This window comes from Sphingomonas sp. 4RDLI-65 (assembly GCF_049472435.1).
Lineage (GTDB): Bacteria > Pseudomonadota > Alphaproteobacteria > Sphingomonadales > Sphingomonadaceae > Sphingomonas.
The window spans coordinates 251,187-267,570 of the sequence record NZ_JBCEBT010000002.1; the positions used below are offsets into that span (position 1 = coordinate 251,187).

Below are 16,384 nucleotides of genomic sequence, written 5' to 3' on the forward strand. Positions count from 1 at the left end.
CTTACGGCGCCATCGCACCCGGCTTGCCGCATACCACCGGCCCGCCAGCCGCCGCATCCACGCGGCATTTCGCAGGGCCGATGATCGTGACCGTCCCCAAGCCGCCGTTCGTCACCTGCGCGGTATAGCGCGCCGCCGCCTTGGTCTCGCCGACCCCGTCGAGATGGACGGTGAGGTCGTTTACCGCCAGCGCGGACGCATCGATCATGCCGGGCCCGCTGGTGATCAGTCGCGCCCGCGCCGCCCGGCCGGCGAGCGTCATCTCGCCGGTGCCGATCAGCGTCGCGTTCAGCTGGTCGGTGTCGGCGGCGGCAAGCGCCAGGCTCCCATTGCCGCTGACCGTCACGTCGACCCGCATGCCGCGCATCCGGGCGATCGTCATGCGCCCGCCCGCCGATACGCTGGCCGAGGTGAGGCCGGGAGTCGAGAGCGTGACCACGATCGGCCCGCTCCCACTCCCAGTGGCACCGGCACGCGGCTGTTCGCCCCAGCCGCCCGTGCCCTTGCGGACGGACAGCGTCGTGCCATCGACCCGGACCGCGACGCCGTCCTCGCCCCGGGCCCCACCCCCGCGCGTGATCGTCGCGCGCGGCGAGCCAATCGTCACGCGCACCTCGAACGGTCCCTCGACCCGGATACGGTCGAAGCTGCCGACCGACACGGTACGGCTCTGGGCAGAGGCCTGCGAGACGGCCGGCAAGGACAGGAGCAGCAGCGGTGCGAACAGATATCTCATGCCCGCGACCGTCGACGCTTCCCGATTGTCACGCAAGCTCCCCGGCACGCAAGTCAGCCGCCGCAGCGCACCTTGCCCGAGCCCATCTTCGACGTCTTGCAGCGCGAATTCGGGCCGAGATCGACGTCGCCCGATCCCATCATGTCGACGCTCGCCGGACCGTTGACGATCGCGCGGACGCTGCCCGAGCCGGCGATCTCGATCTTGGCCGACTGCGCCTGGAGCTTCGACCCGTCGACGTCGCCCGATCCGGCGATCTCGACCTTCAGGTCGCGCGCGGTGCCGCTCGCGCGTGCGGTGCCCGAGCCCGCGATCGAGAATTGCGCATCGTCGACCTGGATCGCGGCGATGTCGAGATTGCCCGATCCGGCGATCCCGCCCTTGAACCCGCCGCCCTCGACGCGGTCGACCGCCATGTTGCCCGATCCCGAGACGTTCGCCTCGGTCAACCGCGGCAGCGTGACGTACACCTTGACCTTGGCGCCCTTGCTCCAGCCGAAATTCGTCCCGTTCTTGCGGCCGATGTCGAGCGTGTCGCCGTCGCGGTCGATCCGCAGCCGGTCGAGCTGCTCGCTCGGGCCCTCGGCGCGGATCGAGAAGCCGGTGCCGACGCGGACGTCGACATCGTCCGACCCGCGCAGGTCGATGCCGTTGAAGCCGGCGACCTGGTAGGTGCGGGTCGTGCCCGAGCCCGATGCCGCGGCACCCGAGCCTTCGTCGTCGCCGTTCCAGCTGAACGAACAGGCCGCGAGAGGAATGATCAGACCGAGCGCAAGAAAGTTCATCGCATCCTCCTGTGTGTTGTTTTGACAATACACCTGATCGGGAGCGTAACAAAGCGAAATATCGGGGGGCGTGGCTTGGGTATCCGCCCCCTTGGCGGGGGGGGATTTAGGAGCCTAGCGACCCTTGCAGGGATAGGCGTCGCGCAGCGCATCGCGCACGACGAAGGACGGCGCACCGGTGCCCGTCTTCTTGGCCCGCGTACGCAGATATTTCCGCACTGCCGCGGCAACCTCGATGTTCGAGGCACGCGCCGGCAGCGGGCAGATGTCGCCGGCCAGCGACAAGGCGTCGAATTCGCCGAGGATGTAGCCGGTGCAGAAATTTGCGGTCGGATCGCCGTCCTTGCCCTGGCAGAATTCCAGCAGCTGCTGGGTGGTTAGCGAACTCACCACGACGGGTCGCTCGGGCTTTTTAGCGGCTGGTCGATCGGCGGGTCGGTCAGCCGCGGCGAGCGTGGCAAGCATCAGCAGGATCATCGTTTTTCCCTTGCGCCGGACAGCGGGCTAGCTGGCGACGGCCGCGCCGACATAGGGCAGCAGGCGCACGCGCGGGAAGACGTCGTCGAGCGATTTGGTATCGGGCAGGATATAGACCACGCCGCCCTTTTTCTGGAACAGCGGGGTGAGCGTCCGGGTGTAGAATTTGGTGCCGACGTTGATGCAGCCGAAGCTGATCCGGTTGTCGTCCGGCGTCGGCGACAACAGCCGGTCGACGCGGTGCTCGCTCTTGTGGGTCGTGATCACAGCATGGAGCGCGACCGAATTGGCGTAATCGACCCAGATCACGCGCTGGTGACCAAAGGCACGTCCGAACTTGGCGACGAATCGCCCCGCTGGCGTCGTCCGCTCGGCCGGGCCAATGTCCGACAGGTCCTTCGCGCCGACGCCCGGCGAGGAATCATCCCCCACGCCGACACCGAGCAGTACGGGCGCCTGGCCGAGAAACTCGCCCTTGCCACTGAACAGCAGCAACGAGGCTGCCTGCTTGTCGATGACGACATAGGGCAGGCCCGCATTGTCGTGTTCGGCCACGATCCAGGCGATCATGCGACTCGTCGGCTCGGATTGCGGCGGCAGGAGCAGCGGGGGCGCCTCCACCGGCTTGGCGGCCTTGGTCCCAGACCGCTTCGCAGCCTTCGCCTTGCGCGACTTGGTGGAGACGGCCGACTTGCCCGCCGCCCCACTTGTCGCCCCGCTTGTCGCCCCACCGGCCAATGCGGCCTGCGGTGCGACGAGCGCGAGCGCCAGCCCCACGCCGATGCCCGTCAGGCAGGCACGGCGAAACAGCCCCGCGGACGTCATGATGACAGTGTCCAGCAAGGCTGTCCGTCGAAGCAGGCGCTAGCGAAGATGACTTAGCCGCGCGGCTTGCGCTGGCGCTGCCGGGCCTGCAGCTGCATCTGCTGGTCGAGGCCATCGACGCGGCCGTTGAGCTGATCGATACGCTGACCGTTCTGCTGCGACTGGCCGGCAGCCGCCTGAGCCTGGGCGAGGGCCTGGCCGGACGTGCCTTCGACGGTCCGCAAGCGACCGTCCATGCCGTCGATCCGGGTGTTGACCACGCCGATCTGCTCACGGACGAAGCCCTTGGTGGCGCAGCCGCTCAGGCCGATGCCGGCGATGAGGATCAGGGCGACCGTCGGGTATTTCGGGAGATTCGTACGCATAGACTTAACCTTTCCAAACATGGATGGCGTCAGTCAGCGGAGAGCCGGCGGAATAACAATCGATATCCGGTGAGACGTTCGCTCTATCCGGCGAGACGTTCACTCGATAGGGCGAGACTTGTCCGACGATGGAGTCTGCGACTGGATTTTGTGTGCAACGATCCTGCCGGTCGCTTTCTTGATCGATGGCAAGCTTACGTTCAGATTAGCGGAATCAACAAAAATGATCGCGGGATATACTTGAGGGACTTGCACCACCCCGGCGGAGGCCGGGGCCCAATTGGGAAACGTCGCTAAACCGAGGTCGCGTCTCGTTACTCCAGCCTCTCCAATTGGGCCCCGGCCTTCGCCGGGGTGGTCGTGGAGGGTGCCACCTTTCAATCCTCCCCCGCCAGGGGGAGGTGGCTGGCTCTTGCCATACGGAGGGGGAGGTAAGGGCAACGTAGGTTCTGTGTCCTCCCCCTCCGTCACCTTCGGTGCCACCTCCCCCTTGCGGGGGAGGATCGTTGAGTTCGGTGCAAACGAAAAAGGGCGGCCCCGCAGGACCGCCCTTTCATACTCGGATCGGAGGCGAAGGCGATTAAGCCGGCACCTTGTCCTTGTTGTAGATCGCTGCCGCGGCGCGGAGGATGTCGAGGATCTTCTCCTGCGCCTTGGGCTCGTCGATCTCTTCCATAGCGGCCAGTTCGCGGGCGAGGCGGCTGGTCGCGCCTTCGAAGATCTGGCGCTCGGAATAGCTCTGCTCAGGCTGGTCGTCGGCACGGAACAGGTCGCGGACCACTTCGGCGATCGACACGAGGTCGCCCGAATTGATCTTCGCCTCATATTCCTGCGCACGGCGCGACCACATGGTGCGCTTGACCTTGGGCTTGCCCTTGAGCGTGTCCATGGCCTCGCGCATCGTCTTGTCCGACGACAGCTTGCGCATGCCGACGCTTTCGGCCTTGTTGGTCGGCACGCGGAGCGTCATGCGCTCCTTCTCGAACCGGAGGACGTAGAGTTCCAGTGTCATGCCGGCGATTTCCGAGCGCTGGAGCTCGATCACACGGCCGACCCCGTGCTTTGGGTAAACGACGAAATCACCGACATCGAAGGACAGTGCCTTGGCAGCCATTTGGGGCCTTTCCGGATCAGGCCTCCACGCGACGCCTCGACGAAGGACTCGTCGCTGCTGCATCGGGGGAGGGATAGGTCTAACTCACGCCAGGCGCACGACTATCGTCATCGCGCCCGTCGCGGACCCAATAGCAGCTTTGCAACAAAATTACCAGCCGCCCATGCCCGTACATGGCAGGCGGCTTGACCTAACCGGGATCGATCAGTCGCCTGCGCCGGGTTCGGGCGAGAAATACTTGTCGAACTTGCCCTCGACACCCTTCATCGCGTCGGCATCCGGCGGCGTCTGGTTGTCGTTGCGCGTGACGTTGGGCCATTGCGCCGAGAAGGTGGTGTTCAGCTCAAGCCACTGCTCCAGCCCACTCTCGGTGTCGGGCAGGATCGCTTCGGCGGGGCATTCGGGCTCGCACACGCCGCAGTCGATGCACTCGCTGGGATTGATCACCAGCATGTTCTCGCCTTCGTAGAAGCAGTCGACCGGGCACACTTCCACGCAGTCCATGTACTTGCAGCGGATGCAGGCATCGGTGACGACGTAGGTCATTGCAGAACTCCTGGGCCGGATTCCTTCCCGGCGACGAACGCGCCAGCGACTATGCGCGCACGCCCGTCGCGTCAATCATAGCAAGCCTTCTGCGAGACGTTATCAGGCTTTGTCGCGCCGTGTTGATCCTCCCCTGCAAGGGGAGGTGGCAGTCCGCAGGACTGACGGAGGGGTGACACCCTCTCGATGGTACGGATACCCCTCCGTCTGGCAAGCGCCAGCCACCTCCCCTTGCAGGGGAGGATTACTCGGAGGCAGGATCGCGCACTGTTCCGGCAGGCGTTCTCCCGGCAATCAGATCCTGATAACATCCTTGCGCCTCGGGAGCCGGCCCTCGCCTGACCGGCAGAGCCTCGATCCGGATCACCCGCACCTGATCCGACATCGCAAACGTCAGGACATTCCCCACCCGGACGGGACAATGCGCGCGGTCGATCGGACGCCCATCGATGCGGAGATGCCCCTTCTCCGCGATCGTCTGCGCGGCGCTGCGCGTTTTCGCGAGCCGCACGAACCATAGGAACCGATCGATCCGCATCGCGCCTTCAACCATGGCGGACCAGTGCAGCCAACCCGGCAAAGGCATTCTGCCGCGACGGATCGATCGGGGCAGGGGCGACGGCACGCGCCGGCGGACGCCCACGCCAGACCCAGCGCGGCGTATCTCCCGCCAGCGCCTTGAACCCGAGTTCAGCCATCAACCGCTCCAACGACGCTTGATCTACGCCAATCGACGTCGCCAGTGCCGGATCGGGCGCGAACGGCGTGCGACCCTGCCGCGAATCGTGCGCGGCCCGGGCGATCCGCTCGATCAGGTCGACGCGCACCGCCTGCAGCCCGAGCGGACGGAACCCCGCCTCAAGGACAGCTCCCTCGCTGCCACGCGCCAGCACCGTAGCGCCATCACGCGGGGCGGTGATCGTCGTACCGCGGGCCGCCGCGAGGATACGCCGCCAGCGCGCCGACTCCGGCTTGAGCAACCGCGCATCGAACAGATCCAAAGCGCCGACCGTGATCCCGATCTTGCGCAACCGCTTGCGCTCCTCGGGATCGATCGCGTCGAGCGCGAGCCGCATCGGCAACCGCGGCAGGATCCCGCCGGCCTCCTCGATCGCGCTGGCAACCGCGCGCAACGCCGGCGTGGCGTTCGGATCGCGGCTCACCTCGGCGAGGTGGACCAGCACCGCAATCCGCCGCTTCAGCATCGCGCCAAGCCAAAGCGCCAGCCGCGCCTCGATTCGATCGCGCGCGGGCTTGTCGAGGCAATCGAGCGACCGATCGAGGATCAGCTTCGGCCGTGCGAACGACGGCCCTGGGCCGAGCTTGGCGACCGCGTGCCCCGCCCATATCACCTGCGCCGCATCGTCGAGCGCGATATCGGCGTCCGGCGCATCGACCAGCGACTGCCCGCGCCGCGACCGCTCGCCGGTCAGCCGCTTTTCCGCCGCCGCGAGCAACAGCCGTTTGTCGCTCGCCCGCGCATCCGCCGCGACGGTGAAGCGGAACCCGTCGAGGCGGCCGATCGGATGATCCTCGACCATCACCTCGCCCTCGGGCCCGATCACCACCGGCAGCGCGCCCGCATCCGCGCCGATCTGGCGCATCAACGCAGTCGTACGCTTGTCGACGAACCGCTGCGTCAGGCTCGCATGCAGCGCATCCGACAGCCGTTCCTCCAACGCCGCCGTCCGCGCGGCCCACAGGGTTGGCTCGGCCAGCCAGTCCGCCCGCTGCGCGATATATGCCCAGATCCGCGTCGCCGCGATCCGCCCCGCGATCACCGGCACGTCGCCTGCCACCGTATCGAGCCGCGCGATCTCGTCCGCGAACCACTGGTGCGGGATATGCCCGCGCCCCTCGCTCAGATGCCCGAACACCCGCGACACGAAGCGCGCATGCGGATCGAGCCCGACTTTCCGGAAATCGGGCACGCCACACGCCGCCCATAGTCGCGCGACCATCGAAGGATGCCGCGCCCGTTCACGCACCCAGCCCTCTTCAGCCAACCGCTTCAATACGCCGAGATCGAGGGCTTGTGGCGCAGCGCGCAAAACACCCGCGGGAGGCCGCGCCTCAAGGCTCGCCACCAGCGCGTCGATGCTGGAGAAATCGGGCTCGCCCTGCCGCCAATAGAGGTTCTCGAGCCGCGGAAACCGGTGCTCCTCGATCGCCAGCACTTCCTCGGGCAGAAACGCACCCGGACCATCGTCCGACAGCGCGCCGAACGTGCCGTCGCGCTGATGTCGCCCCGCACGCCCAGCGATCTGCGCCATTTCGGCCACCGTGAGGCGACGTTGGCGCTTGCCATCGAACTTGTTGAGGCTGGCGAACGCGACATGCGCGACGTCCATGTTGAGCCCCATCCCGATCGCATCGGTCGCGACCAGGTAATCAACCTCGCCCGCTTGGAACATCGCGACCTGCGCGTTGCGGGTGCGGGGTGAAAGCGCACCCATCACCACCGCCGCACCGCCACGCAGACGCCTGAGCATCTCGGCGACCGCATAGACCTCCTCGGCCGAGAACGCGACGATCGCCGAGCGCTTGGGCAGCCGGCTGATCTTCTTCGCGCCCGCATAGGTCAGCGTCGAGAAGCGTGGCCGGTTGACGATCTCCGCCTTGGGCACGAGCGCCTTGATCATCGGCCGCAGCGCCTCGGAACCGAGGATCATCGTCTCCTCGCGCCCCCGCGCGCGCATCAGGCGATCGGTGAAGACATGCCCGCGCTCGGGATCCGCCCCCAATTGCGCCTCGTCCAGCCCGACGAACGCGACGTCGCGATCGGGCATCGATTCGGCAGTACACAGGAACCAGCGCGCATCGGGCGGCACGATCTTCTCTTCGCCGGTGACCAGCGCCACGCGGTTCGCGCCCTTGATCGCGACCACCCGGTCATAGACCTCACGCGCCAGCAGTCGCAGCGGAAAACCGATCATGCCACTGGAATGCGCGCACATCCGCTCGATCGCGAGGTGCGTCTTGCCGGTATTGGTCGGGCCGAGAACCGCCGTGATCCCGTCGTTCGCACCATCATTCCGGGCATCGTTCATGGCAGCAACATCGTGGGTAAAGCGTGGCGGCGCAATGACCTGCCAAGAGTTTCCTCGGCATTAACGATCCGCCGTCGAGCAGGCACATCTCGCCGCAAAGCGATCCGCACGTACACATCGGTTAATTTGACTTTAGCATGTAGCGATCACAACCACCGCGTGACGCCGGGGGGACCGGCACCATCGGGGCGGCCTTGCGTGTATCTTCGTAACGATCAGGGCTTCGAACTGGCCGGCACTGCGGCGAGCCGGGGATTTGGCCGTGCGCCCGCAGTCATGCCCGCCGTCATGCCTGTGCCGATGCCCGCCCTCGTGCCATTCGGCGTTGCCGGGCTACGCGACCGCGCGACGCGGATCGACTGGGTGCCCGATCTCGGTCACCGGATCGGCAGTCTCGACTGGTGGCGCGGCCTTGCGACGTGCACCGCGCTGTGCGCCGCGACCTGGGCGCTGGCGCCGGGGTTCAGGCCCCTGGTCGGCGCCGTGCCGCCGCCGCTGGCCGGTGCCGAATGGGATGAAATGCGGGCGCAGGGCATCGCGTCACTGGCGCAGGGCGCGACGACAGGGCGGCGGATGGCGGCGAACGATCTCGTCGCGCCGCTCGCCGAAGTGCCCGAACGGCCGAGCGTAGACCTCTCCGCGACGCTGGGCGACGGGGATAGCTTCGACCGCGTGCTGATCCGCGCTGGCGTCGGCCGGAATGATGCCGAAGCGGCGGCGGCTCTGGTCGCGCAGTCGGTCGATCCGCACGCGATCCCGGCAGGCACGCGGATCGCGCTCACGCTCGGCCGGCGCGCGGACCGTACCGTCGCGCGGCCGCTGGAGACGCTCGATTTCCGCGCGCGGTTCGATCTGGCGCTGTCGCTGGCGCGCGGTGCGGGCGGGTTGACGGTGAACCGCAGGCCGATCGCGATCGACTCCACCCCGCTGCGCATCCAGGGCCTGGTCGGCTCCAGCCTCTACCGCTCTGCCCGCGCGGCGGGGGTGCCTGCAAAGGCGGTCGAATCGTTCATCAAGGCAATCTCGACGCGGTTGTCGATCGGCCGGGACGTCACCGCGGCGGACAGTTTCGACGTGATCGTCGAGCGCGAGCGCGCCGCCACGGGCGAAACGCGGATCGGCGACCTGCTGTTCGCCGGCATCGACCAGGGCCGCAGGAAAGTGCAGCTCGTCCGGTTCGCACCCGATGCCGCAACCGCCGATGCCGACCCCGGCGCGAACGACGGAGCGAGCCGCGGCGGCTGGTTCGACGCGAACGGCCAGACCGAACGCCGCGCCGTCTCGGGCATGCCGGTGATCGGTCGGATCACGTCGAGCTTCGGGCTGCGCATGCACCCGCTGCTGGGCTTCACCCGGATGCACAAGGGCCTCGATATCGGCGCGCCCTACGGATCGCCGATCCACGCGATGACCGACGGCATCGTCGCGTTCGCGGGGCGGACCGGCGGCTACGGCAATTTCGTCAAGCTGCTGCACGGCGGCGGCATGGCGAGCGGCTACGGCCATATGAGCCGGATCGCGGTGTCGTCGGGCACGCGCGTCCGGCAGGGGCAGGTGATCGGCTATGTCGGCTCGACCGGCATGTCGACCGGCCCGCATCTCCACTGGGAAGTGTGGAAGAACGGCGCGGCAATCAACCCGCGCACGGTGTCGTTCGCCAGCGTTGCGCAATTGTCGGGCGAGAAACTGCGCGCGTTCAAGGCTAAGGTGGCGCGGTTGATGGCGGTGCGGGTCGGCGGATAGCGCCCTCTCCCGATGCAAAAAGCAAAAGTATCGCATCAGAGAGGACAGTAGCGCGGCACAGAGCGGTTCGAAGAATCCGGTCTTCAGTTAATCCTAACCCTTCAAACGCATGCTTTGAGCATGATACGGCTTCTCACGATCGTCACCGCCTCTTTAGCCCTCGCGAGCTGTGGCAGCGCGTCTGCACAGTGCGCCACTCGCGATGCGCAGGGCCTCGTTGCCTCGATGAAACCCGCTGAGCAGTTCAAGTCGATACTGACCATGGCGGTTGGGCGAACCCAAACAGCCGCTATGGTGAAGGCCCGGGACGGTGCTTCGGGTGACCAAAAGCTTGCGCAGGCAATCGACGCAGCCGTTAAGCGTCATAGCGCCGAGTGGGAAAAGAACTTGGTTATTAGCTGGCAGTCGCTCAGCGCCGCCGAGATTGGCCAAGCATGCACCGCGATGCAGAAAAATGATCAAAGATCATTCATGCCCTTTGCTCAACGCGTTGGACCCCAGGTGCAGTCACGAAACGAACCCCTGCTACGCAGCGCGGCCGAAGAGGTACTTAAAACCGTCTGGTAGACCTGACCGGATGCGAAACTCGCAAGTTTTATCCGCCGATAAATGACGCGAAACCTCGTGGTACGACGATGCATAAGTCTGGTGCATCCTACGCGCATCAACCGGTCGCGTTCGACTCTTCATAGCCAAATCCGGACGTCCCTAGCGAAACGCGCCTACTTCCCCTGCGCCCGCCAGCGCTGGATTGTGCGGCCGATGATCTGGTCTTCGCCGCCGACGTCGCGCCACAGTTCCGAGAATAGCGGGTCGCCGGACGCCGGGCGCTTCGACTCGGCAAGGTCGTCGAAGCTCACGCGGATCGGGATCGTCACGCCTTCGCCGCAGATGATGCACTCGCGGTTGCGCAAGGCCGGGATCGAATCGAGGAACCCCCGTGCGCCCTCCGGCATCGCCGCGCGGACGAATGCCTGGTCGCGGTCGTTGTTGAGGCGCATCGCGATAATCGTGCCGCACTGCGACAGCACGCCTTCCGCCAAATCCGACGGGCGCTGCGTGATCAGACCCAGCGACACGCCGTATTTGCGGCCTTCCTTGGCGATCCGGCCGAGGATGCGGCCGACCGAGCTGCTGGTTTCCTGGCCTGCGGGAATGTAGCGGTGCGCCTCTTCGCAGACGAGCAGGATCGGGCGCTGCGGCTCGTTGCGCGACCAGATCGCGAAGTCGAACGTCATCCGCGCCAGCACCGCGACCACCACCGAGGTGATGTCCGACGGCACGCCCGAGACGTCGATGATCGAGATCGGCTTGCCGTCGCCGGGCAGGCGGAAGATGCGGCTGAGGAAGCTCGCCATCGTATCGGCGACCAGCATGCCCGAGAACATGAAGCCATAGCGCGGGTCGGCCTTGATCTCGTCGATCTTGGTCTTCAGGCGCAGGTACGGCGCGGTGTCGCCGGCGCGGTCCATCTTGCCCATTTCCAGGCCGATGATGTTGGTCAAATCGCTCAGCAGATAGGGAATCGGCGCGTCGACCGTCAGCTTGGCGATCTCCTGGCCGAGTCGGCTCTTCGCCTTCGCCATGAGCAGGCATTTGGCCAGGATATCGGCGTCGAACTGCCGCGCCGAACCGCTGCTGGTCAGGAAGACCTCGCAATGCTCCTCGAAGTTCATCAGCCAGTACGGCATCTGCAGGTTCGTCACGTCGTAGATCGCGCCGTTGGTGCGGAACGCGGCGGCATATTCGCCGTGCGGATCGATCATCACGATATGGCCCTGCGGCGCCATCTCGCAGATCCGGTGGAGGATCAGCGCGGCGCTGGTCGACTTGCCCGTGCCGGTCGATCCGACGAGTGCGAAATGCTTGCCGAGCATCGCGTCGACATACAGCGCGGCGCGGATGTCGGTGGTCGGGTAAACCGTGCCGATCGTGATGTTGGCGCGGTCCTCGGCGGCATAGATCTGCTTGAGATCGGCCGTGGTGATCGGGAACACCTCGCAGCCGGGCATCGGATACCGCGTCACGCCGCGGCGGAATTTGTAGAGCTTGCCGGTCAGCCGTTCCTCGTCGCCCTCGCCGAGATAATCGATATCGGCGGCGATGCAGGTGCCGGCCGTGTCCTCAAGCTTGAGCGAGCGGACGTTGGCGACCAGCCACGCATTGCCGACCCGCATCTTGATCTGGCTGCCGACCTGGCCAGCGGCGGCGACGACCGGGTCGGGATCGTCGAACATGGCGGCGATCGACGCGCGATCGAGCAGCACGCGGCTGCTGGAACCGGCGATCGCGAAGACTACCCCGATCGGTGCGGCGCCGATCGGGGCGGCGCCGGCCGGTCCGGGCAGCGGGTCGGCGATCGGGTCGGGGATCGGCGCGCCTGCCACCCCGGTACCACTCAGCGGCATGGCTCGGAGAAATGCATTGGGCCCCGGCATGTCGGTCATTCTCGCTAAGTCCCTGATCAGTCGCATCGAAGCTATGGCGTCAAAGGCGTAAACATACGGTGAGCATGCCGAATTCGGCTACATCCGGCGTGCGATCCAGCCGGCTGCCCAGCCGAGGAACACCGACAGCGCCACCGCGACGAGGCCGTAGATCACCGACGAGCGATCCGCGGCCCGTGCGACGAATCGCTCGAACCCCGATTTGCGGATGTCGATGTCGCGCACCGCAGCTGCCAGCACGCGGCCATCGCGAATCAGGAACGTCTCCGCGGTGAAGCGGCCGACGGGGACGCGCGCCGGGATCGATACGCGCGCGCGGTAGAGCACGCCGTCGGTGATCTCGACCGCGCGTGGCGCCTCGTAATACAGGCCGGCGCGGCGCTTCAGGTCGACCAAGCCTTTCTGGAAGCGGTCCTGCGTCGCCGTCGGGGCGCTGGAGGCGGGCGACAATTGCAGGCTGTCGAGCCCAAGCTCGTAGATCGCGCGGGTGCGATCGTCGACCAGCCGGCCGATCGGTTTCGACGAGGCGATCGCATAGAAACTGGGGGCGGAGCGATAGCGCAGGCGCGACGCGTTGACCCAGATGCCGGCGACCTTCTCCTTTTCGCGCATCAGGATCGATTGCGTGGGTCCCTTCACGACGACGACCACGTCGGTCGGATGCTCGTCGCTCGGCAGGCGCCCGCCGGGGTAGAGGATCGCGCCGAACAGCAGCAGCTCGGCACCGGTGAAGCTGTAGGCGATCTCGATATTGCGCTGTGACACGTCGGGGACGAGGACCGGCTTGGCCTGCGCCATGAGCAGTGGCGCGAGCAGGACGAGCCAGCGCGCGCGCCTCACGAGAGCGTGACCGAGAAGATCTCCTCCGGGCGCCAGACCAGCCCGAGCAGGATCCGCGCGCCGACCAGCAGCACCATCACCGCCAGCGCCAGGCGGAGATATTCGGGGCGGAACTTGGTCGCAAACCGCGCGCCGACCTGCGCGCCGACCACCGAGCCGAGGAGCAGCAGCCCGGCAAGCACGATATCGACCGCCTTGGTGGTGGTCGCGTGCACCATCGTCGCGACCGCGGTCACGAACAGCGTCTGAAACAACGAGGTGCCGACCACCACCGAGGTCGCCATGCCGAGCAGGTAGATCATCGCGGGGACGAGGATGAAGCCGCCGCCGATGCCGAGCAGGATCGTCAGAATGCCGGTGAAGAAGCCGAGCAACAGCGGCGCGAGCGGCGAGATGTAGAGGCCGGAAGCGTAGAAGCGCGTGCGGAGCGGGAGCGCCGCGACGAGCGGATGATGGCGACGTTTGCGCGCCTTTGGAGGCCGTCCGGTACGCGCGCGACCGATCGTGCCGATCGATTCCTTCGCCATCAGGCCGCCGATCGAGCCGAGCATGACGACATAGACGATCGCGATCACGGTATCGATCTGCCCGCTCTGCTGGAGCAGCCGGAACAGCCACGCGCCGAAGAACGAGCCGAGGATACCACCCGCGACGAGCACCCCGCCCATCTTGGTATCGACGCCCTTGCGCCGGAAATGCGCGAATACGCCCGAGACGCTGGCGCCAGTCACCTGGCTGGCGGACGAGGCGGCGGCGACGGTCGGCGGGATGCCGTAGACGATCAGCAGCGGCGTCGTCAGGAAGCCGCCGCCGACCCCGAACATGCCCGAGAGCAAGCCGACGCCCCCGCCGAGCAGGATGATGACGAGCGCGTTGACCGACAGGTTGGCGACGGGGAGATACAGATCCACGCCAGCAGCGTTACACCGGATTGCGCGCGCGGGGCTAGGCAGGACGCGACCATGCTGCCTTTAGAAGTCGCTGCCGATCGAGAGCGCTGGCCCGGAGCCTGGCCGTGCGTCACCGGCGACCCGCTCGCGCCAGTCCAGCGTCAGGCGGATCGTCTTGTGCTGGACGGGTAGGGTGGCGACGATCGACGGACCGATATCGAAGCGCGCGGCGGCACGTTGCGCACTGCCCCATGCGCCCGCGCCGATATCGATCCGCGCGCGTCCGATCCGTCCGAGCGGGTGCGTGATCCTGGCCGAGGCATCGACGAAACCCTCGAGCCCGTCGCGGGCGATCCCGCCGGCCTGGCCGTACGCCTCGAGGCGAAGGCCGGGGGCGATATCGGATGGACCATAGCCGGCGATCACACCCAGCGTTGGCCCGCCGCGGCCACCGTCGAGCACGACGCGCTGCTCGGCGACGAGGCGGATCGGCAGCCGGGTCGGTTGCCACTCGAGCCCGAGCGCCGCCTCGCGGCCTTTCCCCTTGAGCGGGGCGGCCAGCCGTGCGGCCAGCGCGAACCGGCGGCGGCTGCCCAGCGCGTAGGTCAGTCGTATGCCGCCTTGCGACGCGCCGAGCTGCCCGCCCGACACGGTGCCCGCAGGGCCGCCTCGGACGAGCAGCCAGGCACTGCCGTTCAGCCGGCTCGGTCCGCGAAGCGGCGCGGGCGGTGCGATCGGTGACGGGATCTGGTCGACATGACCCGCCACCGCGACGTGCGATGCCAGGATAACCACGGCGTTCGAAGGCGCTGCCCGGATGGCGTGAGCCGATACCCGCGGCACTTCGCCACGCCCGATCGGGAGCGGCATGACGACTTGTGCTTGCCCGACCGCCGGCACCGCGCGCGTGCGCTTGAGGCCCGTTGCGGATATCTCGGGGATGAGGGCCTTGATCAGGTGCGGGATCACTGCCGAGGCGGGAAGCGCGCCGATCTCCGGCAGGAGCACGACGACTCGAACCGCCACCCAGCCGCCAAGGGCCAGCGCGAGAAAGCGCAGCGGGCGACCGCCGGTCATCCCCGCCGTGCGGTCAGGAGACCTGCGCTGCCCGGCAAGCCGATCGGATCGGCCGGCAGGTCGGGAAAATCATGGCGCGTCTTGTCCCACACCGGCGCCGCACCGCGCAGCATCCGGATATACCGCAGCACCGCACGCGGCGCGGCGATCAGCGATACCAGATTGCCGACCAGAAACCGGGGCAGCGACCAGAACGCCTCGCGCGGACCGTAACTGCGGCTCGTGAACAGCATCCGGATCGCCAGCCGCCAGGCCAGCAACGCGCTGTTGGCGACGAGCAGCCAATATTCGACCGGGTCGGCGCGATCGGGATAGGGCAGCGTCCGTCCGAACAGCCAATGCGCCAGCAACGACAGCCCCCAGGCCAATATCCCGGCATAGGCGACGGCGAGGACCACCACCGCCAGCGGCGCGCGGCGGTCGCGCATGCGCATCCAGTGATCGGCGATCGCATGCGGCCGTGCCCAGCCGGTGCGATCCCATCCGGCCAGCGCGATGCCCGTCATCCAGCGCGTCTTCTGGCGGATCGATTCTTTCATCGTGCCGGGAAAATAGGCGCGGACGGCCACCACGGCGCCGGCATCGTCCGCCGCGACGCGCGCGAAGATGCCCCGCGCGCCGAGTTCGGCAAGACGTAGGCCGAGCTCGTAATCCTCGGTCAGGCTGCTCGCATCGAACGGATCGCCGCCGCGTCCCTGCGCGATCATGGCGAGCACGTCGGGGGCGATCGCACAGCCCGTGCCGGCCAGCGGCATGCCCGCGCCCAGCGCCGTCCGGACGATGATTTGCTTGGCGTGCGATTCGGCGAATTCGTCCGCGTAATGGCCGGACACCAGCCGCGCGCCGCGATTGACCAGCGGCAATACGGGCAACTGCACCACTTCGTATCGATCGATCAGGCTGTCGAAGACGCGCAATTCCTGCGCGTGCACGACGTCTTCGGCGTCGTGGAGCACGATCGCCTTGGTCCGCCGGTCTTCGCGCGCATCGTCGCGGCGCAGCGCATGCCACAGCGTGTTGAGGCAATCGGCCTTGGTGGTCGGTCCGTCGCGGGGGCCGATCACCAGCCGGATGCGATCGTCTCGCTCGGCGACAGCGGCTGCGGCATCGATCGTGCCGCGATCATTGGGATAGACCCCGACATAAATGGTGTAATCGTCATGGTCGTAGCGATCGAGCGCGGTCGACAGCATCCCGCCGATCACCGCGACCTCGTCCCATGCGGCGACGAACACCGCGATCCGGCCCGGACGGCGGGGCAATGGCAGCGTATCCAGCGCGAGACGCGGCCGTCGCCCGTGCAGGACCCGGTGGACGATGAAGACCATGTCGACCAGCAGGTCGTCGATCCCGCCAACACACAGCCCTACTGCGGCGAAGAGCAGCGCTTCATGCGCGATCGTGTCGATGATCCACAGCGACTCGCCCACGCTACGCCCCCCGGGGACGAGGCTACAGCAGGTTAAATCCGTTTCGGATTCAGTCCGAT

16 protein-coding genes are annotated in these 16,384 nt (G+C 67.1%); 2 read left to right on the forward strand and 14 right to left on the reverse strand.

All coding sequences use genetic code 11. The features are described from left to right. Position 1: 1 nt before the first annotated feature. The 9 genes from VH567_RS06150 to VH567_RS06190 form a co-directional block, all read right to left on the reverse strand. Positions 2-736, reverse strand: a complete 735-nt coding sequence (locus VH567_RS06150) for a GIN domain-containing protein (protein WP_423324192.1) — start codon at positions 734-736, stop codon at positions 2-4. A 53-nt stretch (positions 737-789) separates the two neighbouring features. Continuing rightward, positions 790-1,521, reverse strand: coding sequence for a head GIN domain-containing protein (locus VH567_RS06155; protein WP_423324194.1), 732 nt, complete (start codon positions 1,519-1,521; stop codon positions 790-792). A gap of 114 nt (positions 1,522-1,635) precedes the next feature. Then, positions 1,636-1,998 (reverse strand): Rap1a/Tai family immunity protein, encoded by a 363-nt coding sequence (locus tag VH567_RS06160; protein ID WP_423324196.1) that lies wholly within the window; start codon positions 1,996-1,998, stop codon positions 1,636-1,638. 27 nt (positions 1,999-2,025) lie between these two features. After that, positions 2,026-2,841, reverse strand: coding sequence for a hypothetical protein (locus tag VH567_RS06165; RefSeq protein ID WP_423324198.1), 816 nt, complete (start codon positions 2,839-2,841; stop codon positions 2,026-2,028). 35 nt (positions 2,842-2,876) lie between these two features. After that, a complete protein-coding gene (locus VH567_RS06170) occupies positions 2,877-3,188 on the reverse strand; it encodes a hypothetical protein (RefSeq protein ID WP_423324200.1) in 312 nt (103 codons plus the stop codon). A gap of 580 nt (positions 3,189-3,768) precedes the next feature. Further along, the gene (locus VH567_RS06175; protein WP_056018441.1) at positions 3,769-4,302 is read right to left on the reverse strand and encodes a CarD family transcriptional regulator; all 534 of its coding nucleotides are present in this window, start codon (positions 4,300-4,302) and stop codon (positions 3,769-3,771) included. 204 nt (positions 4,303-4,506) lie between these two features. After that, positions 4,507-4,848: a ferredoxin FdxA gene (fdxA, locus tag VH567_RS06180; RefSeq protein WP_031393648.1), complete on the reverse strand. Its 342-nt coding sequence runs from the start codon at positions 4,846-4,848 to the stop codon at positions 4,507-4,509. A 244-nt stretch (positions 4,849-5,092) separates the two neighbouring features. Beyond that, positions 5,093-5,386: an RNA-binding S4 domain-containing protein gene (locus VH567_RS06185; protein ID WP_423324203.1), complete on the reverse strand. Its 294-nt coding sequence runs from the start codon at positions 5,384-5,386 to the stop codon at positions 5,093-5,095. 7 nt (positions 5,387-5,393) lie between these two features. Next, on the reverse strand, positions 5,394-7,898 hold the full coding sequence (locus VH567_RS06190; protein WP_423324205.1) for a helicase-related protein: 2,505 nt from the start codon (positions 7,896-7,898) through the stop codon (positions 5,394-5,396). Between the two features lie 198 nt (positions 7,899-8,096). Between VH567_RS06190 and VH567_RS06195 the strand changes: the two genes are divergently transcribed. Both VH567_RS06195 and VH567_RS06200 read left to right on the forward strand, forming a co-directional pair. Then, on the forward strand, positions 8,097-9,641 hold the full coding sequence (locus VH567_RS06195; RefSeq protein ID WP_423324207.1) for a peptidoglycan DD-metalloendopeptidase family protein: 1,545 nt from the start codon (positions 8,097-8,099) through the stop codon (positions 9,639-9,641). Between the two features lie 120 nt (positions 9,642-9,761). Then, positions 9,762-10,208 (forward strand): hypothetical protein, encoded by a 447-nt coding sequence (locus tag VH567_RS06200; RefSeq protein ID WP_423324209.1) that lies wholly within the window; start codon positions 9,762-9,764, stop codon positions 10,206-10,208. 155 nt (positions 10,209-10,363) lie between these two features. On the opposite strand, the gene VH567_RS06205 is transcribed toward VH567_RS06200, so the two are convergent. The 5 genes from VH567_RS06205 to VH567_RS06225 form a co-directional block, all read right to left on the reverse strand. After that, positions 10,364-12,088 (reverse strand): ATP-binding protein, encoded by a 1,725-nt coding sequence (locus VH567_RS06205; RefSeq protein ID WP_423324211.1) that lies wholly within the window; start codon positions 12,086-12,088, stop codon positions 10,364-10,366. Between the two features lie 78 nt (positions 12,089-12,166). Then, positions 12,167-12,886: a TIGR02186 family protein gene (locus VH567_RS06210; RefSeq protein WP_423324999.1), complete on the reverse strand. Its 720-nt coding sequence runs from the start codon at positions 12,884-12,886 to the stop codon at positions 12,167-12,169. 38 nt (positions 12,887-12,924) lie between these two features. Further along, positions 12,925-13,839 carry a sulfite exporter TauE/SafE family protein gene (locus tag VH567_RS06215; RefSeq protein WP_423324213.1) on the reverse strand — a complete coding sequence of 305 codons (915 nt, stop codon included), beginning with the start codon at positions 13,837-13,839 and terminating at the stop codon, positions 12,925-12,927. Positions 13,840-13,899: 60 nt separating this feature from the next. Further along, positions 13,900-14,895 (reverse strand): hypothetical protein, encoded by a 996-nt coding sequence (locus VH567_RS06220; RefSeq protein ID WP_423324215.1) that lies wholly within the window; start codon positions 14,893-14,895, stop codon positions 13,900-13,902. After that, positions 14,892-16,325 carry a glycosyl transferase family protein gene (locus tag VH567_RS06225; protein WP_423324217.1) on the reverse strand — a complete coding sequence of 478 codons (1,434 nt, stop codon included), beginning with the start codon at positions 16,323-16,325 and terminating at the stop codon, positions 14,892-14,894. Before VH567_RS06225 ends, VH567_RS06220 begins: the two co-directional genes overlap by 4 nt. Between the last annotated feature and the right edge of the window lie 59 nt (positions 16,326-16,384).